Source organism: Spirosoma rhododendri (genome assembly GCF_012849055.1).
Taxonomy (GTDB): domain Bacteria; phylum Bacteroidota; class Bacteroidia; order Cytophagales; family Spirosomataceae; genus Spirosoma; species Spirosoma rhododendri.
In genome coordinates this window covers 5,604,313-5,631,293 of record NZ_CP051677.1, presented here as the reverse complement: position 1 = coordinate 5,631,293, position 26,981 = coordinate 5,604,313, and the positions used below count along the sequence as shown (strand labels likewise).

21 protein-coding genes are annotated in these 26,981 nt (G+C 53.4%); 3 read left to right on the top strand and 18 right to left on the bottom strand.

All coding sequences use genetic code 11. The annotated features are described in order from the left end of the window. Positions 1-16 precede the first annotated feature (16 nt). The 5 genes from HH216_RS23670 to HH216_RS23650 all read right to left on the bottom strand — a co-directional run bounded on the left by HH216_RS23670 (position 17) and on the right by HH216_RS23650 (position 8,260). Entirely contained in the window at positions 17-2,092 is a 2,076-nt protein-coding gene (locus HH216_RS23670; RefSeq protein ID WP_169553106.1) for a BatA domain-containing protein, read from the bottom strand. A 71-nt stretch (positions 2,093-2,163) separates the two neighbouring features. Beyond that, positions 2,164-2,826, bottom strand: a complete 663-nt coding sequence (locus HH216_RS23665; RefSeq protein WP_254448585.1) for a metallophosphoesterase — start codon at positions 2,824-2,826, stop codon at positions 2,164-2,166. 206 nt (positions 2,827-3,032) lie between these two features. Further along, positions 3,033-6,299 carry a translation initiation factor IF-2 gene (gene infB, locus HH216_RS23660; protein WP_169553104.1) on the bottom strand — a complete coding sequence of 1,089 codons (3,267 nt, stop codon included), beginning with the start codon at positions 6,297-6,299 and terminating at the stop codon, positions 3,033-3,035. Positions 6,300-6,451: 152 nt separating this feature from the next. Continuing rightward, positions 6,452-7,696 carry a transcription termination factor NusA gene (gene nusA, locus HH216_RS23655; protein ID WP_169553103.1) on the bottom strand — a complete coding sequence of 415 codons (1,245 nt, stop codon included), beginning with the start codon at positions 7,694-7,696 and terminating at the stop codon, positions 6,452-6,454. Positions 7,697-7,750: 54 nt separating this feature from the next. Further along, positions 7,751-8,260 (bottom strand): ribosome maturation factor RimP, encoded by a 510-nt coding sequence (locus tag HH216_RS23650; RefSeq protein WP_169553102.1) that lies wholly within the window; start codon positions 8,258-8,260, stop codon positions 7,751-7,753. Positions 8,261-8,453: 193 nt separating this feature from the next. Between HH216_RS23650 and HH216_RS23645 the strand changes: the two genes are divergently transcribed. Next, a complete protein-coding gene (locus HH216_RS23645; protein ID WP_169553101.1) occupies positions 8,454-9,575 on the top strand; it encodes an endonuclease/exonuclease/phosphatase family protein in 1,122 nt (373 codons plus the stop codon). Between the two features lie 10 nt (positions 9,576-9,585). On the opposite strand, the gene HH216_RS23640 is transcribed toward HH216_RS23645, so the two are convergent. The 5 genes from HH216_RS23640 to HH216_RS23620 form a co-directional block, all read right to left on the bottom strand. Beyond that, positions 9,586-9,996 carry a molybdenum cofactor biosynthesis protein MoaE gene (locus HH216_RS23640; protein ID WP_169553100.1) on the bottom strand — a complete coding sequence of 137 codons (411 nt, stop codon included), beginning with the start codon at positions 9,994-9,996 and terminating at the stop codon, positions 9,586-9,588. Positions 9,997-10,037: 41 nt separating this feature from the next. Beyond that, complete coding sequence (locus HH216_RS23635) at positions 10,038-10,286, bottom strand: MoaD/ThiS family protein (protein ID WP_169553099.1); 249 nt, start codon at positions 10,284-10,286, stop codon at positions 10,038-10,040. 126 nt (positions 10,287-10,412) lie between these two features. Then, complete coding sequence (locus tag HH216_RS23630; RefSeq protein WP_169553098.1) at positions 10,413-10,760, bottom strand: hypothetical protein; 348 nt, start codon at positions 10,758-10,760, stop codon at positions 10,413-10,415. A 68-nt stretch (positions 10,761-10,828) separates the two neighbouring features. Next, complete coding sequence (locus tag HH216_RS23625; RefSeq protein ID WP_169553097.1) at positions 10,829-11,842, bottom strand: S1C family serine protease; 1,014 nt, start codon at positions 11,840-11,842, stop codon at positions 10,829-10,831. Positions 11,843-11,984: 142 nt separating this feature from the next. Beyond that, complete coding sequence (locus HH216_RS23620; RefSeq protein ID WP_169553096.1) at positions 11,985-12,551, bottom strand: RNA polymerase sigma factor; 567 nt, start codon at positions 12,549-12,551, stop codon at positions 11,985-11,987. 142 nt (positions 12,552-12,693) lie between these two features. On the opposite strand from HH216_RS23620, the gene HH216_RS25510 reads away from it, so the two are divergent. Beyond that, entirely contained in the window at positions 12,694-12,909 is a 216-nt protein-coding gene (locus tag HH216_RS25510) for a hypothetical protein (protein ID WP_174842729.1), read from the top strand. 127 nt (positions 12,910-13,036) lie between these two features. On the opposite strand, the gene HH216_RS23610 is transcribed toward HH216_RS25510, so the two are convergent. From HH216_RS23610 to HH216_RS23600, 3 genes are all read right to left on the bottom strand, one after another. Beyond that, the gene (locus HH216_RS23610) at positions 13,037-13,219 is read right to left on the bottom strand and encodes a hypothetical protein (protein WP_169553095.1); all 183 of its coding nucleotides are present in this window, start codon (positions 13,217-13,219) and stop codon (positions 13,037-13,039) included. A gap of 119 nt (positions 13,220-13,338) precedes the next feature. After that, positions 13,339-15,078 carry a RagB/SusD family nutrient uptake outer membrane protein gene (locus HH216_RS23605; protein WP_169553094.1) on the bottom strand — a complete coding sequence of 580 codons (1,740 nt, stop codon included), beginning with the start codon at positions 15,076-15,078 and terminating at the stop codon, positions 13,339-13,341. A gap of 70 nt (positions 15,079-15,148) precedes the next feature. After that, positions 15,149-18,448, bottom strand: a complete 3,300-nt coding sequence (locus tag HH216_RS23600; RefSeq protein WP_169553093.1) for a SusC/RagA family TonB-linked outer membrane protein — start codon at positions 18,446-18,448, stop codon at positions 15,149-15,151. A gap of 497 nt (positions 18,449-18,945) precedes the next feature. Here HH216_RS23600 and HH216_RS23595 point away from each other — a divergent pair, with 497 nt between their 5' ends. Then, positions 18,946-20,589, top strand: coding sequence for an NFACT RNA binding domain-containing protein (locus HH216_RS23595; protein ID WP_169553092.1), 1,644 nt, complete (start codon positions 18,946-18,948; stop codon positions 20,587-20,589). 71 nt (positions 20,590-20,660) lie between these two features. Here the strand turns inward: HH216_RS23595 and HH216_RS23590 are convergent, their stop codons facing one another. The 5 genes from HH216_RS23590 to HH216_RS23570 all read right to left on the bottom strand — a co-directional run bounded on the left by HH216_RS23590 (position 20,661) and on the right by HH216_RS23570 (position 26,944). Beyond that, on the bottom strand, positions 20,661-21,854 hold the full coding sequence (locus HH216_RS23590) for a glycosyltransferase family 1 protein (RefSeq protein ID WP_169553091.1): 1,194 nt from the start codon (positions 21,852-21,854) through the stop codon (positions 20,661-20,663). 151 nt (positions 21,855-22,005) lie between these two features. After that, positions 22,006-23,607, bottom strand: a complete 1,602-nt coding sequence (locus HH216_RS23585; RefSeq protein ID WP_169553090.1) for a sensor histidine kinase — start codon at positions 23,605-23,607, stop codon at positions 22,006-22,008. Positions 23,608-23,752: 145 nt separating this feature from the next. Next, positions 23,753-24,199 (bottom strand): VOC family protein, encoded by a 447-nt coding sequence (locus tag HH216_RS23580; RefSeq protein WP_169553089.1) that lies wholly within the window; start codon positions 24,197-24,199, stop codon positions 23,753-23,755. A 14-nt stretch (positions 24,200-24,213) separates the two neighbouring features. Then, positions 24,214-26,241 carry a M1 family aminopeptidase gene (locus tag HH216_RS23575; protein WP_169553088.1) on the bottom strand — a complete coding sequence of 676 codons (2,028 nt, stop codon included), beginning with the start codon at positions 26,239-26,241 and terminating at the stop codon, positions 24,214-24,216. A 25-nt stretch (positions 26,242-26,266) separates the two neighbouring features. Continuing rightward, positions 26,267-26,944 carry a DUF4230 domain-containing protein gene (locus HH216_RS23570; protein WP_169553087.1) on the bottom strand — a complete coding sequence of 226 codons (678 nt, stop codon included), beginning with the start codon at positions 26,942-26,944 and terminating at the stop codon, positions 26,267-26,269. Positions 26,945-26,981 lie beyond the last annotated feature (37 nt).

Here is a 26,981-nt window from a genome sequence, read left to right as displayed (position 1 = left end):
GATTTTCTCGTTTTTGTCACCCCCGCATGAAGCGTACCAGCCCGATTTCGAGCAGCAGGAAGCCAAGCGCGCCGATCAGGAAGTACTTCCACAGACTCTGCCCCAGGTTTTCGCGCTCCAGCACCTGAACAAAGTCGCCATCCTGAATACTGTCGAATACCTCGACATTAGGCTGTTTGGCGAATGCCTGCCGCAGTTCGGCGGCTGAATAAAAGTTCATCTGCGACTCCTGCCGACCCGGGTTGAAAGCCAGCAGGCGCTCCGTCCGCCCTTTGCTGTCCTGTAGCTGATAGTAGCCACCCTCGATAGTTTGACCTTCCGCCAGCTCGTTGCTCTTGGGCAGTTCCAGCTGTAACTGGTTGCCTGTGAGTCGCTGCGTCGGGATAATGTCGAGTTTGTCGTGCTTCAACTTGTACACAGCGCGCTCCGACGAATTTTTGACGGGCACCGTGATTAGCCCTTCGTCAAACGAATACGCCGTACGTTGCGCCCGCACGCTGAGGGCCGCCATTTTGTACATAACCGGCACGAATAACGCGTGCTCGGCAAGGTTGCCATACGCCGACGACAGGGGGGAAGCCAGTACGTAAACCGTTCCGGCACCCGCCCGCGACTGCGTCAGCATGGGGCTACCATCGCGTAGCGCGAGTAATCGGGCACCTGCGCTCCACCGCCACACAGGAGCCGCCGAAGGCATATTGAGTGGCTCCGACTGATAACTCTGCTGAAAGACATCCTGAAAAAAAGGAACCCGGCGGTCGGGCTCAGCCATGGGGACGGTGGTCGCGGGTGTACCCAGTGGAGTGCCAGTTGCCTGCACCCCACCGACGCCAAGCGTGCTTAAAAATGGGCCGTAGACAGCCGCGTCGGGCTGATCCGGTGGAATAATGGTAAGGCTACCGCCTTGCTGCACGAAGCGTTCAAGTTCGGTGCGCAACGTTCCCGATACCTGTTCAACGCCCTCAAGCACAACCAGATCCGTTTCCTTTAACTGCCCAACGTCAAAATTTTGCGCGTTGTAATTGCGCCGGACAAACAGACTGTCGTTGGCGTAAACGGCATTCACATAATCCCGTCCGGTCGTCGCACCCGACAGGTGCAATACTCGCACGGGGGGCGATGCTTCGATCACGAAAAAATACTGATTATCGAACGTGATAGGGTAGTCGTCGAATACGATGCGCCCCCGGTGATACCCTTTCGTGGTGACGTTGAAGTTCAGCGATACCGTTGCCGACCCGCCGGGGGGAATCGTCGCCGACGCGGTCGACGTCTGCGTATCGTCCAGATAGAGCCGGACGGGCAGGTTTTTCACGGCTTCACGGCCGCCATTTTTCATCGTTACGTTCAGGCTGTTGTTCTGCAACTCGCGAATGAACGGCGTCGACAGCCAGACGGAATCGACAAATATATTTTTTGTTGCCTGCGCGTCGAGTGGGACAATGAACAGCCGATCCGTCGTGTCAATCGTCAGTTTAGTCAGGTCGCCCGTGGTGCTTTTCTGGAAATCGGAGAACCAGAACAGCTGATTACGGGCAGTAGCGTTGATACTGCTCAGCAGATTGCGCTGACGCCGGTAGACCGCTTCGAGCGACCGGGGCGTGTGGGCAAACCGAATCGACGTAACCCGGTCGCGTACCGATTCCGCCGTTGCTGCCTGCTGTTCGGCCGCCGAAAAATCGTTGGTAATCAATTGCAGCGAAGTCGCATTCCGGAAAACGGTGAGCAGTTCGTCGAGTTTGCCGATGGCAATGTCGAGGTACCGCTTTTCGCTGCGCTCGTTCTGCATACTATACGAATTATCGACGTACAGGCTCGTTACGCCCTGCTGCGACAGCCCCAGCCGGTTTTTGCTTGGAATAAACGGCTGTGCGAAAGCTAGTACCAAACACGCCAGAAACAGACAGCGACAGGCCAGTATCAGCCAGTGTTTGAGCCGCCGAAACGACTTGGTTTCAGTCTGTACTGTCCGTAGCAGATCGATATTGGAAAAATAGATCCGGCGCGTTCGGCGAAAATTGAACAGATGAATGGCAATGGGCAGTGCCACGGCCGATAAACCGATCAGGAAGGAAGGATACAGGAAATTCATTCAGATTGGTTGCAGCAGACGTATGCCTTCTTAACGAACCGGGGCAAACGTTTGGTTTTCCGACTGGTAAATTACACCGGAATTGTCAGCCGGAAAAAATCTGTTTTCGTTCCCAGCACATCCGTATACGTAATCGATGCATTTACATCACCAACGGTTTCGAAATTCAGAACGGGTGTATGGCCCACAACCTGATGAAAACCCGCCAGCAAATCGACTGACGTTTCGGAGCGGTCGGCCCAGACGGGGCCACCGAACGGAGCGTGCCCACCCCGGGCCGGGCCTACGCTGAAGAGGTAATTGCGCGTGCCCTTGTTCCGATACACGTCGTTGAGAAAGCCAGCCAGATCGTCGGCGGGGGTAAACAGCAGGTCGGCCTGTCCGGTCTTGCTCAGCAGCCGGGCCAGCCACCTTGCCGACACGCCAGCGTGCGTAAACAGTACCGGCCCCTGTTGGTAAGCTATCTGAAATAGCGATCTATTCTCGTCGAACAACCGGGTAAGTCTGGGTTGAACAGAATAGCTGAAGCCTGAGCAGGGGTAGAGTGGGTAATGAATATACTGAGCGTCGTGGTTGCCGATCAGCAGCGTTACGCGGTCGGAATGCTTCTTCTTGTAGCGGATAATGGCTTCCAGATTGGAAACAATCTCATCGTCGTCGTATACATAGCTATCGACGTAATCGCCCGTAAAGACAACATGGTCGACCTCGTTCAATGGTGCGTCGCGCCACATATGTCGGCCATGAATATCACTAATGCTGAGAATGTTCACTAGGCTTACTTTTCTGAACTGTGATTTTTCTGATTTATTGATTTCGCTGATTCGTCAATGCGTTAGCCAAGATCAAATAAAAAGGCCGTTGATTACTCAACGGCCTTTTTAAAATCAGTGAAATCCGAGAATCAGAAAAATCACAGTTCAGGACATCACCGTTCAGATTACAGCGTGCGCTTCACTTCTTTCAGCTCGAAGCTTTCGATCACGTCGCCAACCTCGATGTCGTTGAAGTTACGAATGCTCAGACCACACTCGTAGCCCGACCGTACTTCGCTGACGTCGTCTTTGAAGCGTTTCAGCGCGCTGATTTCACCGGTGTGTACCACGATGAAGTCGCGGATGATCCGGATCTTGTTATTACGCTTGATCAAGCCATCGGTTACGTAGCAACCGGCTACCGTACCAACTTTGCTGATCTTGAATACGTCGCGTACTTCAACGTTACCCACGATTACTTCTTCAACGGTCGGCGCCAACAGACCTTCCATGGCGTCCTTCACTTCGTTGATCGCGTCGTAGATGATTGAGTACATCCGAATTTCGATCTGTTCCTGCTCCGCCAGCTTCCGGGCACTTGCCGAAGGGCGAACCTGGAAACCAACGATTACCGCGTCCGATGCCGATGCCAGCAGCACGTCTGACTCCGAAATCTGACCAACAGCTTTGTGGATGATGTTGACCTGTACCTCTTCAGTCGACAGTTGCAGCAGCGAGTCAGAAAGAGCTTCGACCGAACCGTCTACGTCACCCTTCACAATCACGTTCAACTCTTTGAAGGTACCAATCGCTTTCCGGCGACCGATCTCTTCGAGCGTGATGTGCTTACGGGTACGTAGCGTCTGTTCGCGCAGCAGTTGCTCACGTTTGTTCGCGATTTCGCGGGCTTCGCGCTCCGTCTCCATCACGTTAAACTTATCGCCAGCCTGCGGTGCACCCGGCAGACCCAGAATCTGAACCGGCTGGGCTGGTCCGGCTTCTTTGATACGCTCGCCCCGGTCGTTTGTCATAGCCCGGATGCGGCCGTAGTGGGCCCCAACGAGCATGACGTCACCCTGGCGCAGCGTACCGTTTTCAACCAGTACTGTTGATACGTAACCCCGGCCTTTGTCGAGCGAGGCTTCGATAACGGTACCCAATGCCCGGCGATCGGGGTTAGCCTGCAATTCGAGCAGTTCGGCTTCGAGCAGTACTTTCTCCAGCAGATCGTCGACGCCCATACCCGACTTCGATGAAATCTCCTGTGCCTGGTATTTACCACCCCACTCTTCAACGAGCAGGTTCATAGATGCCAGCTCGTTACGAATCTTCTCTGTATCGGCACCCGGCTTGTCGACCTTCGAGAAGGCAAACACGATGGGTACACCGGCTACCTGCGCGTGGTTAATAGCCTCGCGGGTTTGTGGCATGACGCTGTCGTCAGCCGCAATCACGATGATAACCACGTCGGTTACTTTCGCACCACGGGCACGCATGGCCGTAAAGGCTTCGTGACCCGGTGTGTCAAGGAACGTAATCGAACGGTCATCATCGGTTTTCACGCTGTAGGCACCGATGTGCTGCGTAATACCGCCCGCTTCACCAGCGGCTACCTTCGCCCGGCGGATATAGTCGAGCAGCGAGGTTTTACCGTGGTCGACGTGACCCATGATCGTAACGATCGGGGCACGGTGCGAGAGGTCTTCCGGTGCGTCGGCTTCAACGTCGACACCCGCTTCGGTTTCGTCTTCTGCCGATACAAATTGTACGTCGAACCCAAACTCGTCGGCAATAACGGTGATTGCTTCAGCGTCGAGCCGTTGGTTGATCGACACAAACATGCCGAGGTTCAGACAGACCGAAATAACTTCGTTGATCGAGACATCCATCAGCGAAGCAAGGTCGTTGGCCGATACGAACTCGGTTACCTTCAGGATTTTTGCTTCCAGCTCCTCCTGTTCGTTCAACAGACGACGATCTTCCTCCCGCTGATTCCGACGATCTCGACGACGGTCGGCACCCCGGTTGGGCTGATTGCCCTGCATACGGGCGTTGGTCTGCTGAATCGACTTACGGACGTCGGCTTGCGAAGGCGCTTCCCGGCGGTTGTTGTTATTGTTGCGGTTGTTACCGCTTCCACCACCGCTCCGGTTTCCACCCCGGTTTGCGTTGTTGTTATTAGTATTGTTTTGGTTCTGACCGCCCCGGTTTGCATTAGCATTGTTGCCCGAGGTCTGGCCGTTCTGCCCGTTGGCGGGAGTTGCCTGACCCGGAGCCCGGTTGCCATCGCGTGGTGGGCGATCGTTGCCCTGCCCATCACGTGGAGCACGGTCGTTGCGTACGTTAGCGTTACCCTGACCCTGCGGCTGACCAGCGCCGGTGCCGGGTGCGGCCGAACCGCCAACAACACCATCGCGGCCACGGATACGTTTCCGCTTTTTCTTATCGGCGTTGCTGCCACCACCCCCGCCCTGACGCGGGTTGTTGACTGGTAACTCGATCTTACCAAGAATTTTCAGACCGCCCAGCTGGTGACTACCCGCTGCCCGAATCGTTTCGGTTGGCTGAGTGGTTTCGCTTTCCGGAGCCGTATTTGCCGCTGGTGCAGGCGTTACGTCGGCTTTCGGGGCTGGCGCAGACTCCTTAGCAACGGCCGGAGCAGGCGTCGGTGCTTGTGCTAGAGTAGGCGTTGGGTCAGCTTTGATCGGCTGGGGTGCAGGCGTTGCGGCCTGTGGAGCTGGCGTGGTTACCTGTGCCGCCGGTGTTTCTACTGGCTTTGGCTTGGGTTGCTCAGCCACTACTGGAGCTGGCTCTGCTACCACTGGCTTGGGCTCCGTTTTGGCTACCGGAGCGGCCTCAGCGGGAGCCGGCGCAGGCGCTGGCTTGGGTGCTTCAGCTACAGGAGCCACCGGAGCGGGCGTCGGCTGGGCCGGCTTGGGTGCCTCAACAACTGGTTGAACTGGTTCTGGAGTTTTTTGGACCTCCTCTACCGGTGCTTTTGCTGCCGGAGCAGGCTGGGCAGAAGGCCGGTTGTCGCCAGGCCGGGCATTCAGGTCAATCTTGCCGATAACCGTCAGGCCGGGCAGACCCGTAGGGGCTGACTCGGTAGCTGGCTTTTGTGGCTGTGGAGCCGCTGCAACTGCTGGCGTTGCTGGCTTTGCTTCAGAATCGGAACGGCGCGCGTCATCACGACGGTACATAACGACATCTTCCTCCTGACGACGCGGTGCCTCAGCAACCGCAGCAGGGGCTTCGGTTCTACGAGTTCCGTTCAGGAGTTCCGTTGACTTATACTCTTTCGCTAACACCTCCAACTGCTCCATGTTGATTTTGGTGTTAGGATTAATTTCCACCTTAAACCCTTTGGCAGACAGACTATTCGCAACAGAGGAAAGCCCTTTGTTGAGAATTTTTGCCACTTGGCTCAGGCGCATTGACTTATCTTCTGCCATATTATCGGACTATAGTCGGCAAATTTAATGGTTACTGTTATGGTATGAACACGAGATCACACAATATAAATCCCGTTTTGTCAAGAATGAACCGGAATGGTATGCAAAGCCAATTAAAGTATGTGGGTCGGCATACCAGTCCGGTTTTTGTCTTATTCAAACTCCTGTTTCAGGATATTCAGAATCTCAACGACGGTATCTTCTTCCAGATCGGTCCGGCGAATAAGCTCTTCCGGGCTTAGCGCCAGTACGCTCTTCGCTGTGTCGAGACCCACTTTCCGTAGTTCTTCAATCATCCAGCTGTCGATCTCGTCGGAGAATTCCATCAGGTCGACGTCTTCGTCGTCTTCCTGGCCTTCGTTATCGCGGAACACGTCGATTTCCATATCCACCAGCCGACCCGCCAGTTTGATGTTCTGTCCACCCTTACCGATGGCCAGGGATACCTGATCGGGCTTCAGGAAAACAGATACCCGTTTGGCTTCGCGGTCGATGGTCATCGAACTTACCTTCGCCGGGCTGAGCGCACGGCTGATAAGCAGTTCGAGGTTTTCGGTGTAATTGATAACGTCGATGTTCTCGTTGCCAAGCTCCCGAACGATACCGTGAATACGTGACCCTTTCATACCGACGCAGGCACCCACCGGATCAATGCGGTCGTCGTATGATTCGACAGCGACTTTGGCCCGCTCGCCCGGCTCCCGAACGATCTTGCGAATCGAAATCAGGCCGTCATAAATCTCAGGTACTTCAATCTCGAACAGCCGCTCCAGAAATACCGGCGACGTACGCGACAGGATAATCTTGGGCGTACCATTGTTCATATCGACCCGGCTGATAACAGCCTTCACAGCGTCGCCTTTGCGATACCGGTCTTTAGAAATCTGCTCGGTGCGGGGCAGGCTCAGTTCGTTGCCTTCCGGATCGGTCAGGATGATCTCGTGCTTGAGCATCTGATACACTTCCGCACCAACCAGATCGCCGACCTGATCTTTGTATTTCTGGTACAGGAGTTCTTTCTCCATGTCCTTAATCCGCTGAATAAGCGTCTGCCGGGCCGTTTGCACCACCCGCCGACCGAAATCGTCCAGCTTCACTTCTTCGGCAACCTGTTCGCCGATTTCGAAGTCGTCCTGAATTTTGCGGGCTTCAGCGAGGGGGATTTTATCGTAGTCCCAGATGTCCTCAGAATCGTCGTCCACGATTTCGCGCGTACGCCACATTTCAAGGTCACCACTTTCAGCATTGATGATAACGTCGAAGTTTTCGTCGGTCCCGTATTTTTTACGGATCATCGTCCGGAAGACTTCTTCCAGAATGGCGATCATAGTGGGCCGGTCAATATTTTTCGACCGGGCGAAATCGGCAAACGATTCGATTAATAGTCCACTGGTCATGGTTGTCGTGTGTAGTTTATAAGTGGCAGGCTGCCCGGTGAAGGGTGTGTCTGCCTAGTTGAATACAATTTCTACCGTTGCTTTTTTTATCTGCTCGTAAGGCAGCGACGTAGGGCCGCTCAGCCTGACGATACCTGCTTCCTGCTCCTTCTTCTGCTTTGTCTTCGACCGGACTTCGGGAATAATGTCGACCACGATCCCCGTATCGTCGGCGGAAACAAGCGTTCCCCGGTGCTGCTCGTTATCGGTCAGTACAATCAGCAACTGACGGCCGATGTTGCGCTTGTACTGGCGCGCAAATGTTAACGGAAAATCAACTCCCGGTGACGATACTTCGAGCGTAAAAGGCGCATCATCAAATAGATGCTGCTCTTCCATATCGTTCCCCAGTTTACGGCTGATCGTAGCGCATTCGTCAATACTGATTCCCGAGTCGCTGTCGAGCAGAATCGTTACTTTTATCCGACCACCCCGGCGTCCAGCTACCTGAATATCAACGACATAAAATTGGTCGTCGTTAAGGTAGGGGGTAAGTAGCGCTGAAATTTGTTCGTTGTCGTTCATAAAGTAAGGCTAACAAAAAAGGGAGTCCCGACTCCCTTTTTTGTTGCATTGCCATACGGTATTTGCGTGGCAAAGGTAACGCACTTTTCCGCGATTTGCAAACGGTGCGGCCCGTCGGAAAGCGGTCGTGTAGCTGGTAAACCCTATTTTTGGCGTTCATACGAAACGGCACGCTGATTGTCGTGCTTATTTTATGTCATTACGTACGCAGGCTGGACAGCTCATCTCGTTTTTCTTTCGATCCATATTCTGGTCCATCACTATTGTGCTGGCACTCTATACATTACTGGCGTACTGGTTGCTGTATACGCTCAGTATTGAGCATTGGCTGGCCGGGATGCTTATGATTTCGATTCCGGTGGTCTGGCTGATGAACCTGATCGTAGGTATAGTCTGGGCCTTCACACGCCCCTGGCGAACCTGGCTACCGGTGGTCGTCGTGCTGCTGGGGGTGGTATTGTTCGGCCGACGTACGTTCTCCTGGCATTCGGCAGAGCCGGCTTCGGCTTCATCGGTAACGTTATTTAGTTACAACGTTCAGTCGTTTTTTGTCAACAATCAGGTGGATCGGACCAGATTGATTCCGGAAGTCAAGGCCGCTGTCGATTACGTTGTGGGGTATGATGCGCCGATCAAATGCTTCCAGGAATTTACCAACGCCAAACCTATACCGGCCTACAACGTGTATCAGCGAATGCAGGATGCGGGTTATAAGTACTCCGTCGTGCTGAATCCCGGCGAGCTGGATAAGGACTATGGCAACCCGGCGATGGCTATTTTTTCCAAGTACCCCATCATTCATTCCGACCGCGAAGCGTTTGGTACGAACAACGGGATTCTCTGGGCCAACATCAAGATCGGCAACGACACGATCCGGGTTATCAATGTACACCTGCACTCAATGGGAATTCGGGTGGGTAAAGTGCTGAAGCAGCAGGAGATGACCGGCGTGAAACACGAAACGCATGGCGTGTTGAGTGCCCTGCGCATGGGTTTTATTGAGCGACAGTGGCAGGTGCGGCACGTTGAGCGGCATATTCGGGAAAGTGAATTTCCGGTGCTCGTCGCGGGTGATTTCAACGATACGCCGTACAGCGTCGTTTACGAACGAATGCGCCGGACGCTAGCCAGTAGTTTTGAAGATGCAGGCCACGGGTTTGGGTTCAGTTACAACCGACTGCCGGGCTACATCCGCATCGACAATCAGTTTCATGACCCCCGGCTACCCGCGCTGAATTTGCAGACGATCAATACCGTCCGGTACTCCGACCACTATCCATTAGCAGGAACATACGCGCTCGGCGCAGGCAAATGACCGGCTAGCGTCAGGGGTGGGCGTTGACCCACGATTCCCCGTCGGTAAACACTTCTTTTTTCCAGATAGGTACTGTCTGCTTGATGGTGTCGATGATGTAGCGGCAGGCATCGAATGCGTCGGCACGGTGGGGAGTCGATACGCCAATCAGGACGGCAATTTCGCCCACACGTAGCAGCCCCTTACGGTGAACAACGACGCACTCCAGAATTGTCCAGCGCTCGTGTGCCTGATCGACGATCTTCTGCATTTCGCTGATTGCCATGCGGTCGTAGGCTTCGTATTCGAGGTGGTCAACGGGGCGCTGTTGGGTGTTGTCGCGCACCAGACCCAGGAAGAAATCGACGGCACCGGCCTGATCGGATTGCAATAGGGTGAGAGCCGACGAAATATCGATGGGGTCGCTGGTAATACTAATCATAATGGAAAGGGAATGGCATTGATAGATGGGCTGTCTGACGACTAACCGCCACTAACTGGTGGGATGAGTGCTACCTCATCGGTTACCGACAACACCTGATTTGGCTCCGCGTATTCACCATTGACCGCTACCATCAACGACCGTATCCGCCCCAGATCGGGGAATTGGTCAGTCAGTACCTGTAGCAGATCACTGACCTGAGCGCCTTCAGCCAAAGGTAAAGACAGGGAAGACTGCCCGGTCAGGTCGCGGGTGATGCCAAATAGAAGAACAGAAATTGGGAAGTTCATTAGCCAAAAGTACTGAGTATTGGTGAGGGAGTCCAGCCGCAAACTGGTTTTTACGGGAAGGCCCGATACGAAAAGAAGCCACCGTCCGGAGAGGGTGGCTTCCATTTACCTGCGCATCGCTGTCTACTATCGCGAGTTGTCGAGTTTGCGCTCAGCCTTCTTCATGCTACGATCAGCTTTGTTGAGGGCTTTATTTGTACCGTCTTTTACGTCTTCCTTCGTGTTCGACGCAGCGTTAGACATTTTATTGCCAACACTCTTCGCACCGCGTTTAGCGGCTTTTGCCGATTCTTTGGCTTCGTCTGCTACGGCACGACCGGCTTTCTTCGTTTCCCGGCCCGCTTTGTCCATGGCAGCATCGGCCGTACGACCAGCTTGCTTAGCCGTTTCTTTCGCGTTCTGTTTGGTGTCCTGTGCCGAAGTTGCGGCTACCGTGAGCGCCAGCGAAAACGCCAGCATCATTATTTTTTTCATCTCGTTGTCAGTTCAATGGTAGTACTGTTAAAACCACCGGACAACGGAATTGTTTGCTAGCGTGTGGCCTAGCGGTGCTTGAATACACTGACCTGATACACGCAGGCCATCATTCGTTTGATCTGCTGCTTGCGGGTCAGCGTCGTCAGTGCATTCTTGCGATTCAACCGTAGCGGCTGGCCTTTAAGCGAATCGCCGGGGATGCTGTTGATGGTCTGAAGCAGGTAGTCAGTTTTTACGGCGAAGCTGACGCCTTCCGCGGTTGTTTGCTTGCCGCTAATGATGCCGATCAGGTTACCTTTTTCATTGAGCAGCGGCCCGCCCGAGTTACCGGGGTTAACACCGATCGCTACCTGATACGCTGTTGAATCGCCCTGGTAGCCAGTCGATGAACTTAGATATCCTTCTCCGTACACGATCTCATCGCGCGGGTAGCCGAGCGTAAATACGCGTTCGCCCAGATCTGATGGGTGCGAATCGATACCGTAGGGAATAACCGCAGTCGAAGGCCGGAATGATGAATCATCGCACAGTTGCAGGATTGCCAGGTCGTGGGGCTGATCGTTGTAAACCACTCGCGCTTTGTATACCGACCCCTGTTGACTCTGCACGTAAACCGAGTCGGCATCGCGCACCGTGTGGTTGCTGGTTACGAGGTAGCCGTCGGGCGTAAGCATGAACCCGGTACCCGCCACCTGCGCCGACGCGACAGCTGCATTCAGCGCCTGACCCCGCCCGTCGAGATCATTCAGGATTCGTCGCTGCGACGATTTTACCGCCTGAATTTCTTTGCTCAACTGACTATACTGCTGCTGTTGCTGCTGATGGCTGTTCTGATAAGAACGATAGATGAAAATAGACGTAAACGTGGTGATAACAGCCACCGAAGCCGCCACTGCCAATGTGGTACGGTAGGTCTGCCACAGCGAACGAAAGGGCGTCGACTCCTCACGGAAGGTTTCGGCCTGCTGACGCATCTCATCCATATCAATCGAAGCATGTACAGTCGCCAATTTACGGCGTAGCCTGACCCGATCGCCGTAGGCGCGGAGGGCGTTTTCTAGTTCCTGCTCTTCGTTCATAGTCGTACGTTGTTAAACGGAATGGTTGTGGTCTTAAAGTTGGATAGTTATAAAGTTGAATAGTTGTAGAGTTGCTGGCGCGTTCTGGCTGACACCGGATGGCAACTATTCAACTCTGTAACTCTACGACTTTACAACTTCTTTACTGTTTGTACTCGGCAAAAAACAATCGCTTCAGGCGCATCAGGCACTTATACTTCTGCGTCTTGGCATTGTCGGCATTGGTATAGCCAAACTTTTCGGTGATGGCCTGCATACTCATATGCCGTATGTAAAAATCTTCGAGCAGCGTTCGGCAGGGTTCACCCAGTCGGTCGAGTGATTCGCCCATCAGTTCAAACTGCCGGTCGCGCTCTTCATGATCGGTCATGTCGTCGTCAATCGGCACTGGCTGATCGGTGTCTCTGACCACGTAGCGTCCGCGCTGCGCGAGCTGCTTCAGCCATAGCCGCCGACCTACTGAGTAGAGGTACGTCTTCAACTGACACTGCAAATCAAGCGACCCGGTTCTTACCTTCTCGTACATGACAATCAGCGCTTCCTGATAAATATCCTTGGCGTCGTCTTCGCTGCCGCTATTGCTGGTGACGAAGTGAAGCACCATCGGGAAGTACTGCCGATAAAGCTGTTGCAGGGCTGAGTCCGATCCGTTGGACAGCCCCATCAGCAACTCCGCGTCAGTCAGGTTCGTGCGTCTACTTTCCTTCATTACGTTGCTCATTGATTAATACCGGGGCGCTAAAAACGTAACCCAAAAAAAAGATGAAAAATTGTGGGTTACCTTTCAGGCTTGCGGGTATTAACAGCGACATTGATTTTTCTTTCACCTAAAAAAATACTCCGCTAAAACTATGAAAGCAATCACGAAATCTGCCTTCTTTTTCATGGCCATGATCGCCCTTGCCACCTCGTGCAGCTCGAAAAAGACCGAATCGACCGAAACTACCACCACGGGCGAAACCTCGACGATGTCGAGCGATTCTGCTTCGACCATGATGGGCGACTCGGCTTCGACGATGGCTACGGATTCGGCTTCGACGATGATGTCGGCTGATAGCGCTAAGTAATCGTACTAAGGCACAACTGCCGGTATTTTTACCGACAACGCTATAAACGTTTAAAAGGCTCACTGACGCGTCAGTGAGCCTTTTCATTTTGTGCAAAAATTACTGCACCTATACGGCCGGTGCCTGTTTACTCGTCTTCTTTTTCGACCGAACCCGTTGCGTCGTGCTCGTCTTCGGTGCTTTGCTTGCTCTTATGCTTGCCGCGCGATGTCTTTCCTTGCTTCTCGTCGGGCAGATTGGTGTTCAGTTCGTATTTTTTGGTTTCGTCGGCTGTGTCGCGGACGGTTGGCTGTGGGGCTCCCTTACTCATGACGCTACTTGATTTAGTTGATGGTAAAACGAGCGGTCGCGTCGATTGTTCGTAAAATAAATCGCCCCGGCGCAGTCATGCACCGGGGCGATTTATTTTATACAGCGCTAGAAGTCGGCTTAGTAACCGGGGTTCTGCTTAAGCACGCTGGTACCCTGATAGTCGATCTGCTGTTGCGGAATCGGCATGTACTCATCTTTACCCGACGTGAATTTACCACCTGCATAGGCAATTGGTAGCTTCAGACTTTCGTAGGCCAGGAAGTTATTCAGCGTTGTAGCGGCTACGCCCCAACGGACGAGGTCGAAGAAACGGTGTCCTTCGCCCGACAGTTCCAGCTTCCGCTCGAAGCGCACAGCCGTGCGGGCTGCATCTTTGCTGGCAAACGCCGTCGAATACGTGTTGATTACGTAGTTGGCTGCGTTGCCACCCGAGTATGCTTTTACCCAGTAAGTTGCGTTAGCTGCGCGCGACCGGACCATGTTGATGTATGTCTGAGCGGTTGCCAAGCTACCTACTTCGATTTCGGCCTCAGCTGCCATCAGCAGTACGTCGGCGTAACGAATGATCTGGTAATTGATAGCCGAGTAACCATCCGTCCACGAGCTACCGTCGGTGAGCGTTTTGTCCTGCGATTTGTAGAAGACAAACTTTTTAGGCGAATAAGGGCCAGCAAAGCTTTGATCACGAATCCAGTCGAGACCGGGGTGGTTCTGCCAATCGAGGTAGGGGATACCCCGGCGGCCAATTGACCAGTCAAGACGAGGATCAACTGGTCCGGCATCTGGAGTGAAGCTTGCACTCGATGCAATACCCTGATCTGTTTTCAGCTGATTAGAACCGGAGTTGTACGAACCATCCAGCAAAGGCAGGCCATTGGCAGTACGGAACGAGTTACCCAATTCGAAGCTGGGCGCGAAGAAACCGCAGCAACCGGCCGGACCGTTCGATCCCGTGTTGTATGGAAAGTTCAGTACCAAATCCGGGTTCGCGTTGTCGGAGCTCCCCGTGTTTGCAGCCGCCTGAATGGCAAATACCGACTCCGAGTTTGTTTCTGCCGCAGCGTTGAAGATATCCGTGTAGTTAGCTACCAGCGCATACTTCGTTCCACCGCTCGTCGTACCGCTGGCAATAATCAGGTCGAACAGCGTTTTTGCGTTCGAATATTTTGCCTGATACATATATGTCTTTGCCAGATATGAGGCAGCTGCCCACTTATTCGCCCGACCCACTGCCGACTGTGTGGCCGGTAGATTGTCGTAGGCATACTGAAAATCGGCTTCGATCTTTGGCCAGATGTCTACGTTATTCGCTACTTTATCGATACCTGTACCATAATCAACTGTTTCATCAACATAGGGGACCATGTTAAACGCCCGCTTCAATTCGAAGTAGTAGTGAGCGCGCAGAAACCGAGCTTCGCCCGAGATGCGTTTCTTGTCCGAGTCCGTCACATCTGAGCCTGCGGTGGCTAGCGTCCGCAGCGTGGCGTTTGCACGGGAGATACCTTCATACATGGCGTTCCATTTTCCGCCCGCTTCACTACTGGTTGGCAGTACCTGATACGTTTCGTAAGGCGTAATGGCACTGAAGTCTCCCGAGTTTGATCCTTTATTTGCATCACCCCCAGAGATACTACCCCGCATCCAGTTGTAAGAACTGGCGGTCTGTGTGTAACCCCGGCCGTTAAGCTGCGCGTAAGCTGCAATGAGCACGCCTTCAACACCGGCTTTTGAGGTTAGCTGGGTATTAGACAGCTGACCTGTAGCCGGGACGCTCAGAAACTTGTCGTTACAGGCAAAGGTAACGCTCAGCAGCATGGCTGTGGCTACCGAGCCTTTCACAAATGAATAGTTCATAAGTCTGTTATACTAGATAAGTTAAACCAAAAAGTGGGCGGAGTACGATGTCAATACTCCGCCTGACAGTTTACAGGCCCAAGCTCACACCTACGTTATAGGCCCGAGTGATGGGATAGTTACCTACGTCGACGCCAAAGCTGGTATCAGCCGTACCGCCAACGCCGGGATCCAGGCCTGAGTATTTGGTGATTGTGAACAGGTTGGTAGCCGATACGTATACGCGCAGGCGGTTGAGGTTAACTTTGTTCAGAACCAGCGATGGGAAGGTGTAACCCAGCGTCAGGTATTGCAGACGGGCATACGATCCACTCTCAACATAGTACGAGTTCGCCTGTGTGTTTGTGCTGAAATTCGACGCACTTTCGTAGATAGGCACGCTCGTGTTGGTATTCGATGGCAGCCACGAATCTTTTACGCGGGCCGATACCGCAGCACCCGTGAACGACGGATAGAAATTCGTATACCATCTCGAGTAGTTAAAAATCTGACTGCCCAGTGAGGTGTACAGGTTCGTGTTCAGATCGAAGCCTTTATATTTCAGCGACAGTGTGATACTACCGGTGAATTTAGGGATTGGGCTGCCCAGATAGGTCCGGTCATTATCGTCGATTTTACCATCGCCGTTCGTATCAGCATAACGGAAACGGCCCGGGGCTCCGCTATTATCTGGCGTTGTCGGCGCATTAGCTACCTCTTCTTTGCTATTATACAAGCCAATTACTTTGTAGCCGTAGAACGACGACAATGGATGACCCGGCTCGTTGCGAATAACAGGCGTGCTCAAACGCTGTGAACTGTTACCTACGGCTGTAAAGTAAGGGACACCGGGGGCCAGGGATGTGATCTGGTTTTGAAGGAAGCCGCCTGTCAGTGTCACTTCGTAGCCAAGATCACCAGCGATGTTACCACGGTTAGTAACCAGCAGGTCGATACCCTGGTTGCGCATACTGGCAATGTTCGAGTACGGAGCAGATGCACGGGTACCAACTACGCCTGGCAGGCTGAGCTGGAACAGCAGGTCGCGAGTATCTTTGCGCCAGAAGTCGAGCACAACTTCCAGTTTGTTGTTGAAGAACGACCCGTCGAGACCGATGTTCGACGTGATGCTGCTCTCCCACTTAGCATCGGGGTTACCAATCTGACTCCGGTAGAAGCCTGCGTTGACCGCGTTGTTGGTACCGCTGATGTCGTAACCGTTACCAGCGTTAGACGCATACAGGTTGTACTGGTTCGTTGCGCTCAGATAGTTGGAGTTACCCATGATACCGTAACCACCCCGAATTTTCAGGTCTGACACCCATGGAATATTTTTCATAAACTCCTCCGACGACAGGCGCCACGCGGCCGATACGGCCGGGAATACCCCGTAGCGGTTGCTGGGAGCAAACTGCGACGAACCATCACGACGGACAACGCCGGTCAGGATATACTTCTCGTTGTAGATGTACCGAGCCTGACCGAAGATTGAGAAGAACTTATTGCCCAACCCGTTGCCACTGTATGTTTGGCGGGTCGCGCCCGGCGTGGTTGTCGAGATCGTTACATAGTTGGGGTCGGTGGTGAACGGATTGATACCCGACCCGCCAACGAACCGGCCAAGCCCCGTGTTCAGTGATTCGATACCCGCAAGTACCGACAGGTCACTCTTGCCAAAGGTTTGCTTGTAGTTAGCCGTGTTGGTAAACGTCCAGGACAAACCATAGCTTGACCCTTCGTTGTACGTATAGGTCGTGTTGTTCTCCGAGTTTTCGTACTGTACCCGGCCATAGCTATTAGAGTAGCCCGAGTAGTAGTTACCGCCGATGCTGCTACGCAGCGTCAGGTTGGGAATAACGTCGTATTCGATGTACGCATTGCCAAACCCGTAGATGTTGAAGTTACCGTTGTTGGCCAGTGCCTGCCGGTTCGCTACAGGGTTGTTCGGGTTGTTGAAGCCCGGAGCCGCTGTACCTGCGTAGCCACCAAACGAGTTATATACCGGAATGATGGGAGCAACACGAAAGGCAGTCAATACGTCGTTCTCGTCCGTAGCTGTGCTTGAGTTATTGTTCGTACCATTACCCAATTGGCTACCTACGCTACCCAGCACACCTACGTTGCGGATATAGGCAACCTGGAAGTTTTCGCCGATGCGAATTTTCTTGCTCAGGTCAAACTCGGTATTTGCCCGTATCGTGTATCGCGAGTAGTTGTTGTTCAGAACGATACCCTGCTGATTCTGCATACCCAGGCTGATATAGAAACGGCTGTATTCTGTACCACCCGAAAAACCCAGTGTATGACGCGTCAGTGGAGCTACCCGTGTGATAGCTTTGTACCAGTCGGTTCCCTGCTTGTTAGCCGGAATGACGTTGTAGATCGCGCCGTTGGTCGAGTTGATGTTGTACTTGCTCGCTTCGGTAGATAGATCTACCTGCGATGCTGACAGCCCCGAGCGGGTACCGACCAGCAGATAATCGGGTAGAACCGGGGTTGAGCCTGTACCGTACTGCCCGTTTGCGATGCCATTGAAGTCGTTAGTTGGGTAGGTACCTTGGTAGATGTCGTTCTTACGAGCCTGCCAAGCCCAGTCAGCCTGCTCCTGTGGATTCAGGAACTTTGGGCCGTGACCTGGGTCGGTTACGCCGTACAAGCCGTCGTAGCTAACGCTCAGTTTCTGCGCCCGGCGCTGACCCCGCTTGGTGGTAATGACAATAACCCCCGACGCAGCCCGCGCTCCGTAGATAGATGCCGAAGCCGCATCTTTCAGTACCGTTGTGCTTTCAATATCATCGGGAGGAATGAAGCTGATGTTCTGAGTAGGTACTCCATCAACAACATACAGTGGCTGGTTACCACCGAACGAACCAAAGCCCCGCACACGTACCTGGCTCGACGTGCCCGGCTGACCGTTGGTGATAACGGTTACACCGGCAACGCGGCCCTGTAACTGCTGCTCAACGTTGGTCGATGGAACAACTCGCAGCTGAGCTGGTGCTACCGTAGCTACGGCTCCTGTTACGTCCCGGCGGTTTTCCGTGGTGTAACCTGTAACGACAACTTCACTGAGGGCCGTTGCATCTTCAGCAAGCAGAAGGTCTGCCGTCGTGCGATTGCCTACCGGTAATTCCTGAGTTTTAAAACCAATGGCAGAAATAACGATAACCGGGCTAGTACCCCGGATTGGTAGTGAGTAATTACCCTCTGCATCGGTCGACGTACCCGTCTGGGTACCTTTCAGGACGACGTTGGCGCCCGGAACGGGACCATCGGGACCAGTAATTTTACCCGTCAGTCGACGGTCCTGCGCAGAGACATGAAGACTCCACAACAGCATAACCGCAGCCACGAATGTGGTTTGCAGCAACCTGTAGAACGATGTTCTCATAAAGGTTGTAGGAAAGGATTAAAGATGGTTAACGAGTAATACCAATAGTATTATTCGTACAAATATTATAGCTGTTTTGGCATAATACAAGATGAGCACTCAATTATTATTTAACTATTTGAACCTGGTTTTATAAAAAACGGTCATAAGGCACACTTACAAGGGGTTAATTGTCTGATAATAAGCACTTTAAGCTGTATTAGTGTGCGCGTTCTATTAATTGCTACTTAATCTTTATTTTGTTCAGTTGGTATTCGTTTTAGACGCGTCCTGCTACTATATGTCCATCAATAATTCAATCGCAGCTGCAGGAGTATGTGCCGTTGGTTTTCTCACCTTGAGTGACTAGTTATATTTACTTTATAAAAAAAATTAAGAACTGTGTAAAAAGCCCGATATAACGGACTCCATTTCTACGTTTGGAAAAAGGCGACGCTGACGAGGAAGCGTCAATAGATTGAGAAGCCCACGCGAACGGTCGTTACCTTTGTCGTTCCATGCATACGAACTATTACTTCCTGCGGAAACTCGCACCTGCTCTGGTCAAACCACTGGTCGGATTACGATTTATGGACTGCTTCAGCCAGGATCGTGATGAAGTAGTACTGGTGTTTGCGGAAGCAAAAGGGCCGCTTAGTTATTACCGGCCCTTCTACATCAAGGCCACACTACGACCCGACTTTTCCGGCTTGTTTTTCCCCGAATCAGTGCGCAGGGCCCGCCAGAATAGTGTAGATCTGTTTGAGAAGCTAACCGAGGCCGACGTACCAGATGATGCTGATCTGGAAACGGTAGCTGCGAACCGGCCCGGCCGGGTTGTGACAGCTGTGTACTCATTCCTGAATGAGCGTTGCCTGGCTATTGAACTGGAGAACGAGTACACACTGGTCTTTAAATTCTTCGGCAATCGTCCCAATCTGCTGGCCTTTCATGGCGACACCGTCATTGACCTCCTCAATCATAAGCTGGCAACCGATTATGAGTTGCAACTCTCGCAACTGAACCGGGTGCTCGACCAATCCTACGAAGCATACGTGCGCAACGGATTCGACCACCGGCCGCTGTTCCCCACGTTTGGCAAGGTTGTGAATGAATGGTTGATGACTCAGAACGGTGGGCCATTACAGGGCATCGATCGGTGGTCACTGATTCAGGAGACGTTAACTCGGCTTGATGAAGGTCGGTTCTACCTGACGGCCTGGCATCATCAGCCAACATTGAGTCTGCTACCGGTAGGGGAGATACAGCGGGAAACGACTGACCCTATTGAAGCGGCTAACCAGTTCTTTACTCAGTTCAACGGGCAGAACACAATAGAGCAGGAGCGCGGAGCCTGGCTACGACTGCTGGATAAGCGGCAAAAGCGGGCCAATGCGCTGATCGATGCAGCGATGCAGCGATTGATGAGCCGTGATGAAGGGCTGAGCCATGAGCAGATGGGGCATATTCTGATGGCCAATTTGCACGACATCGAGGTGCCGCCCGGTATGCGATCGCCGGAACGGGTATCGCTATACGATTTTTACCACGATCAGCCGGTGACGTTGAAGCTAAAGCCTGACTTCTCTCCGCAACGAAACGCGGAGAATTTCTATCGAAAGGCGAAAAACGAGAAAATCGAAGAAGAACACCTAACCGCGCAGGCTACGGCGCAGGAAGCAGAACTGGTGAAAATTGATGAGCAGCGACAGGCGCTTGCTGGCATCACCAGCCTGAAAGAGCTGCGTCGGTATGTGAAGCAGCAGGGGCTTACGGGCGAAACCGGAACGAATGATCTATCCGTCGATCAACTGTTCAAGGAAGTTAATCTGGATGGGTTTCGTATTCTGATTGGTCGCAACGCACGTAACAACGATCTGCTGACGCAGCGCTATGCGTATAAAGAAGACCTGTGGCTACATGCCCGCGACGTGCCCGGTTCGCACGTGCTGATCAAGTATCAGGCGGGTAAATCGTTTCCGCGTAATGTGATCGAGCGGGCGGCTGAACTGGCAGCCTGGTATTCGCGACGCCGTACGGATAGTCTTTGTCCGGTTACGGTTACGCCCCGCAAATTTGTGCGCAAGCCGAAAGGGCTGGCGGAAGGGCAAGTGCTGATCGAGAAAGAAAGCGTCGTAATGGTCGTGCCGAAAGGTGAGTAAAAAATATGTCCGGCAATCGGCAAGTCATGCGACCTGTCAATTACCGGACACGTTTCTTGATCAGATCGAGACTACTGCTCGACGTTCATTTTCAGGTTAGCCAGGATCAGCCGGTTCATTTCCTGCCACGTATGATCCCACGAATTTTCGGTCAGAAACTTGTCGATCTGCGTCCAGTTTTCGGGATGCCGCCCTGCCAGAGCCCGTTCGATGGCTTTGCCAAACGCTTCGGCGGTATCCGCAATCTGCACAAAATCTTCGTTGCCGTAGGTTCTGACCACGTCCCGAATCGGGGTTGACACCACCGGCAGACCAGCCGCGAGGTATTCGGGCGTCTTGGTCGGGCTGATAAACCGGGTCGAATCGTTAAGGGCGAACGGCAGAATCGCGACGTCCCAGTTGCTGAAGTAAGCAGGCAGGTCTTTGTAGTTCTTCATGCCCGGATAATGCACGTTAGGCGCGTTGGGCAGTAGCTTCCGATCGATTTTGACAATGGGGCCAATCAGCACAAATTGCCAGTCGGGGCGCTGCTCCGCCAGTTTGGTCACCAGTGCGTAGTCAAACCGTTCGTCGATTACGCCACTGAAGCCAATGCGCGGCCGGGCGATAGAAGCCTGGTCGGCGGGATCAGGCAACGACTGCCGGGCCGTGGAGAAGTGGTTGAAGTCAATACTGCTCGGAAAAGCCATTACCTGCGGGTGCCGGTTTTGCTTGGCCTCAAACAGACTAATGCCGCCCGTGAAAACAATGGCCGACCGGTCGATCAGGCGCTGCTCCTGCTGCAATAACTGCGGGGGAGCGCCCCAGAACGCCGACAGTTCGTCCATGCAGTCGTAAATGGTCAGGCGGGGTTTGATATGATCACTGAACAGCAGCGCCATAGGGGTGTAATACCAGGCGACAAAGTTGTTCAGGTTGTTTGTATTGATGAATTCGTCCAGCAATTGCCGCTGTAAACGGATGGCTTCGTCGGCGGGTGTGTGGTGGGGAATGTTTGGCGTAAGCACCGTGACCCCATCAACGGGCTGGTACTGATTCAAACGGGTTGTGTCGGACCAGACGGGTTCCTCCAGAAACCAGACCCGGTAATTGGCCGTAGCCCGGCTTAACAGATGTTGCGGTCGCTGATAAACGAAATTCCAGCGAAGGTGCGAAAAGCAAAGAAGATCTGTTACGGGTTTAACCGATGATGTACCGGACTTTACCGGCGACTTAGCAATAGGTTTTCCTTCAACGGAAGGTGACGTTGAGCCAGTTGTGTTCATGCGTTAAGCGGAGAGAAAGACACCCGGCAGGCTAGATGATTGCCCACCAATAGGTTCATCTGCGTACCTGAATTGCAAACCGCATGTAACGGCAAAAAGTTGAAACTATCGCTGAATATCTAGCAGGCAGGCTATATATATTAGGCAATGGCTATGCTATAGGCAGGTATATATGAAACGTTGTTCCTTTGCCTTCGGCACTATTGGCCGTTATACACCCTCCGTGGATATCAACTACTTTCCTGCAAATGGCGAGCCCCATACCGGTACCGGTATAGTGTGAACGTCCGTGAAGTCGTTGAAAAATAGTAAAAATCTGCCCCAGGTATTTTTCGTTAAAACCGATGCCATTGTCAGTAACCGTAATCCAGACGTAGGACTGGGGCGGGGTATTTACTTCCTGTGAACTGTTGGGTACCGACTCCGCCGACGTAAGCCGGCTGCTGATCTGTATGGTCGGGGCGGGGGCCTCCGGTGAGTCAGGCTGAAACTTCAGGGCATTGGCTACCAAGTTCTGGAATAACTGATGCAATAACACGGCGTCGCCATGTACGGTGGGCAGCGGCTCGATCTGAATCTGCGCCCGCTGATCGTGGATGCTGAACTCAAGATCATCCATTACCTGCGCCAGTATGTGGTTCAGGTTGACAGCCCGGAAGGCCGTGCGGGTTCCCGACAAACGGGCGTAGTTCAACAGGTCACTCACCAGGTCGCGCATCCGACCGGCCGACAGCTGCATCCGGCGAACGAGGTCGGCGGCAGCGTCGTTCATCTCGTCCGAAAACTGCGTTTTCAGTACGTCGCTGAACGAAACGATTTTGCGGAGGGGTTCCTGCAAGTCATGGCTGGCGATGTACGCAAACTGCTCCAGACTCTGGTTCGACTGGTGCAGGCTATGAACCGTCTGCTCCAGTTGTCGGCGCATGTGCCGGTCTTCACTGATGTCCTGTACTGTCGCCACGAAACCGTCATTCAGTGTCGTCAGCGATATGGATAACCAGCGGGCGTACTGCTGAACATACCGATCGATGACCAGGCTTCCCCCGGTTCTGACCAGTTCGCACAACCGATCAAACTGGTCGGGCTTCAGCGGATACAGGACAGACAGCAACTGACCCAACAACTGGCTGTCGGGTTGCTGAGCCAACTGAGCAACCTGCCGATTGGTCATTGTTACCTGAAAATCCGTGATGGCCTGATTCACGTCGCGGATGGCGTCGAATACCAGTATAGCGTTGGGCGATGAGTTCAGAACACCATTGAGCAGAATAGTCTGATGGGCCAGTCTGCGGGTAAGCTGTTGCAAATCACTGGGTTCGGTATAGGACAGTAGCAAACCGTCGGATCCGAACGGCGATACCGATTGCGTAACCTGAATGTCGCGCTTGCCGATCTGGTAATGCTGCTCGACACGGCGTGGCTGCCCCGTTACCAGCACATCCAGGTATGTTTTCCAGAGTGTTGTCTGGCGAATCGACGGGAAATAGTCGCTCAAGTGCGCGCCGATGATCGGCTCTTTCGAGTCGGGTTGCTGGTCGCGCGTGTCGCGCCGGGCTACCTCGTTCAAAAACTGGTAGCGAAAGTCAGTGATCGGCGCGTCGGCTTCTTCACCCTGCCGTACTGCCACCAGTCCGACAAGGCCGCCGGTGCTGTGCGTAAGTAGTTGATTCCAGAGCGTGTCGAACGGTGCCGGGATCGACAGGTTTGACAACGGTTCGGGTTCAGCGGTGGAAGTTGGAATAAAGGACGACATACAAAACTCAATTGATACGGCTGCGCATACAGGTGTATATAACCCGCAAAATTGAGTTTCGATTAAAAAAGGGTTATATGAACTGAAGCAATCAGGAGCGAGCTGTCTGATTAACAGCAGAATAATGCGTCCGTAATCAGGGTGCTCAGGGTGCTTTATCGCTTGCCGGTGGAGACTGGTTCAATTCAAACAGGTACCCGTCGGGGTCGGAGAAGTAAAGTTGTACCACCCCGTCGAAGCGCACCTGTCGATGATACGGAATCTGTTTCGCCTTCAGGTACGCTTCCGATTTGGCGATATCTTCCACATACAGCGCGTAATGACTGCCGTTGCGGTCGTGGTTGACTTGCGCGGTACGGCCGTTGAGGAGGTGAATCATCTGACCGTTGCCCAGATCAAACCAGGCGCGGGTTGCTTTCAGATTGTCGGGAACGGGGGCTGGTTTCAAGCCCATCACGTCGCGGTAAAATGCCGCACTCGTCGGAATATCTTTGACGTGAATGCCGAGGTGATTATGACGGACGATGCCTAGCTTATCCTGCCCGATGGCGAGTGCTGGTAGCAATAACAGGGCGTAGAAAAGGTGTTTCATGAGGCCAAAAGCGGTCATCGAACCAAAACTACCTCACTCTGCCGCCCCGATGCCGTTTCGAGCGTCAGTACGTACTGCCCCGCTGCCAGACCCTTTACCGAAAGCTGACGGGTGTGTTCGCCGGGGGGCAGCGCGGCTTCTGACAGGCGAGGGCCGGATTGCCCGGTAAGGCTTGTCAGGCCAATCGAAAATGGTCCCGTACTGATCGTTGAGAACCGAATCGACAGGTTTTCCGAAACGGGGTTGGGGTATACAGAAAACTGCGTACCCACAGGCTCGTCGATGGCGGTGATGACATTTCCGGACTCCGTTGCTTTCAGAATCCAGTTGCCCGGATCGATCACGATACCCGTAACCGCTCCTTTGGCGGGCAGCGTAAACGTCTGACTCGCTGTGTTGTTCTGCACGGTAACGACCGTGTCGCCCGCTGCCGACTGTACCCGAAGCTGGACTGGCATGGTAAACGAACCGGGGTTGGTCGAAACGGAGTTGCGCTGATCGAGCTGTACTGTTACGGTTCGGGCGGTTGGCATTCCGTTAATCGTGTAACGGTAGGTTGGGTAGCCTTCGCCGTAGATCCACTGCTTGAAAAAGTAATCAAGTTTCCGGCCAGATACCTGTTCCGCAACGGCCTGAAAATCTTCTGTAACTGCGGTTTGGTAAGCCAGCGACAGGGTACTAGTGTAGGTGCGCAGAATCTGAAAAAAGGTGTCGTCGCCAACGATGCCCCGAAGCATGTGGAGAACGGCCGCTCCCTTGGCGTAACTGCGGGCACCGTTGAATATGTTACCGAAGTTGCTGATGTCCTGCACGTAGATACTGCCGGTAGCCGTTCGGGCGCGGGCCATAAAGCTGGCCATCGTACTCATATAGCCCGATTGCCCGCTCACCGACTCGGCATAAACGGCTTCGGCGTAGGAGGCAAAGCCTTCATTGAGCCAGATATTCTGCCAGTCGCGACAGGTAATTTTGTCGCCAAACCACTGATGGGCCAACTCGTGAGCAATGACGGCGGGAATAAGTGCACCGGCTTCCATCGAACTGATCGTTTGGTGCTCCATACCACCGTTACCCTGGGTAAACTGAGCGTGTCCGTACTTTTCCCGCAGGAAAGGATAGGGTCCAAACCGGGTTGTAAACAGTTGCAGCATAGTGGGCGTCAGGTCCAGATTAGCCTTGACTGACGACAGGATTTCGGGATAGATGTAGTGCGTAACAGGCATAGTCTGCCCGTTGTAGGTGAAGGGCGTGTCGTAGCGGGTGTAGTTCGACATCGCAATCGAGATCAGGTACTGCGCGATGGGGTGACGGTTTCGCCAGGCATAAGTCGTTGTACCGTTGTTGTTTACCGTCGTACTGACGAGCGTACCGTTCGAGACGGACACGAACATAGAGGGAGCCGTGATACGCACGTCCGATGAGTCCGCTTTATCAGCGGGGGTATCCTTGCACGGAAACCAGTCGGGGGCACCGTAGGGCTCGCTCAGGCTCCAGATCACCGGGTCGCTTGTCCGTTCGTGCGTGCTGAACGAAAAACTGTTTTGCGCCTGCCCATTCGGCACACCCTGATAGTACACCGTAACGCTGTAAATCTGGCTGTTTGTCAGGGGCTGAGCGGGCGTGATGGTCAGCCGACTCTGGGTAAACTGGTACAACAGCTTTTGCCCATTGGCTTTCACCGAATCGACGCGTAGCCCCTGACCGGCAGAACCCGTTGTTGAATTAAGATCGAGGAAAAAAGAGGACAACGAAGCGGCTGTGCACTTGAGTTTAACCGTCACCGCCCCGCGCAGGTACTTGGGGCTGTACGTTAGGTTCAGATCCAGTCCGTAGTAGTTAACGTCGATATTGTTGTCGCCGGGATACGCCAGCCGGGCTTTGGGGTTGCTGGCCTGCCGGGTCATCGCGCGGACTTTCCCGTCCCGGCAGAAGCTTCCCCCGTCGGTATCGGCGTTTAGCTGCGCCAGCGAAACAAAACTGAGCAGACACAGAACACCAGTCAGGATTCGCGCAAACGAAAGCTGGATCGTAGTAGATAGCATGTTATGAAGAGGAAGGCGTATGTTATTATGACTGGGAACTGGCCGGATCGTTACCTGATGGGAGTATAGCCTTGAGCGGTTGATCGCTGCGTTCAGCCTCCGCCCGCAGGGCATCTAGCCGACGCTGATCTGCCTCGGGTAGCTGCAACTGCCAGCCCATCGACGATGCCAGCTGAAACATCATATATTGAATCTGATTGTTGGCGATCTTGGGCAGATCGCTTTGCATGGCCCGTTCATTCATCACCTGCTTGGCCTCACTCAGAATCTGGGTGTAGTCGGCCCCGTTGAAATGATTCAGAATTCCCGCCTGAATATCGTAGAACCGATAATCGGTATCGATCGATAACACTTCCGGTTCCGGAAACGATTCGATGACCAGCATCCGGTCGTTGGGGTCGGGTGCCTGAAAACGTACTTTGGCAAAGTCGAACCCAACCAGCACCTTCGATTTGGCAATGACCATCGCTTTTTTCGGGTCATTGAGCAGGTACAGGATTTTCTTCTGATCCTGGTAGTTGTAAATCTCCGAGAAATAGCCTTCCGCCATCACCACTTTGAATACCTTTTCGATACGCTCCAGCAGCAGCGTCGATTCATGCCGGACGTCAGTTACGCCGGTGCGTTTACGCAGCATATTGGCGGCTGCAACGCCCCCGCCAGCTCCAGCGATCAGCAACAAAAAAGTGGTCAAAAAATCCATAGGTGACGATAAAAGTAGGCGAATTCGACAAATGAAA

Coding starts and splice junctions, on each gene's coding strand:
- HH216_RS23670 (WP_169553106.1), bottom strand. CDS start 2,092: ATGAATTTCCTGTATCCTTCCTTCCTGATCGGTTTATCGGCCGTGGCA.
- HH216_RS23665 (WP_254448585.1), bottom strand. CDS start 2,826: ATGTGGCGCGACGCACCATTGAACGAGGTCGACCATGTTGTCTTTACG.
- infB (WP_169553104.1), bottom strand. CDS start 6,299: ATGGCAGAAGATAAGTCAATGCGCCTGAGCCAAGTGGCAAAAATTCTC.
- nusA (WP_169553103.1), bottom strand. CDS start 7,696: ATGACCAGTGGACTATTAATCGAATCGTTTGCCGATTTCGCCCGGTCG.
- HH216_RS23650 (WP_169553102.1), bottom strand. CDS start 8,260: ATGAACGACAACGAACAAATTTCAGCGCTACTTACCCCCTACCTTAAC.
- HH216_RS23645 (WP_169553101.1), top strand. CDS start 8,454: ATGTCATTACGTACGCAGGCTGGACAGCTCATCTCGTTTTTCTTTCGA.
- HH216_RS23640 (WP_169553100.1), bottom strand. CDS start 9,996: ATGATTAGTATTACCAGCGACCCCATCGATATTTCGTCGGCTCTCACC.
- HH216_RS23635 (WP_169553099.1), bottom strand. CDS start 10,286: ATGAACTTCCCAATTTCTGTTCTTCTATTTGGCATCACCCGCGACCTG.
- HH216_RS23630 (WP_169553098.1), bottom strand. CDS start 10,760: ATGAAAAAAATAATGATGCTGGCGTTTTCGCTGGCGCTCACGGTAGCC.
- HH216_RS23625 (WP_169553097.1), bottom strand. CDS start 11,842: ATGAACGAAGAGCAGGAACTAGAAAACGCCCTCCGCGCCTACGGCGAT.
- HH216_RS23620 (WP_169553096.1), bottom strand. CDS start 12,551: ATGAAGGAAAGTAGACGCACGAACCTGACTGACGCGGAGTTGCTGATG.
- HH216_RS25510 (WP_174842729.1), top strand. CDS start 12,694: ATGAAAGCAATCACGAAATCTGCCTTCTTTTTCATGGCCATGATCGCC.
- HH216_RS23610 (WP_169553095.1), bottom strand. CDS start 13,219: ATGAGTAAGGGAGCCCCACAGCCAACCGTCCGCGACACAGCCGACGAA.
- HH216_RS23605 (WP_169553094.1), bottom strand. CDS start 15,078: ATGAACTATTCATTTGTGAAAGGCTCGGTAGCCACAGCCATGCTGCTG.
- HH216_RS23600 (WP_169553093.1), bottom strand. CDS start 18,448: ATGAGAACATCGTTCTACAGGTTGCTGCAAACCACATTCGTGGCTGCG.
- HH216_RS23595 (WP_169553092.1), top strand. CDS start 18,946: ATGCATACGAACTATTACTTCCTGCGGAAACTCGCACCTGCTCTGGTC.
- HH216_RS23590 (WP_169553091.1), bottom strand. CDS start 21,854: ATGAACACAACTGGCTCAACGTCACCTTCCGTTGAAGGAAAACCTATT.
- HH216_RS23585 (WP_169553090.1), bottom strand. CDS start 23,607: ATGTCGTCCTTTATTCCAACTTCCACCGCTGAACCCGAACCGTTGTCA.
- HH216_RS23580 (WP_169553089.1), bottom strand. CDS start 24,199: ATGAAACACCTTTTCTACGCCCTGTTATTGCTACCAGCACTCGCCATC.
- HH216_RS23575 (WP_169553088.1), bottom strand. CDS start 26,241: ATGCTATCTACTACGATCCAGCTTTCGTTTGCGCGAATCCTGACTGGT.
- HH216_RS23570 (WP_169553087.1), bottom strand. CDS start 26,944: ATGGATTTTTTGACCACTTTTTTGTTGCTGATCGCTGGAGCTGGCGGG.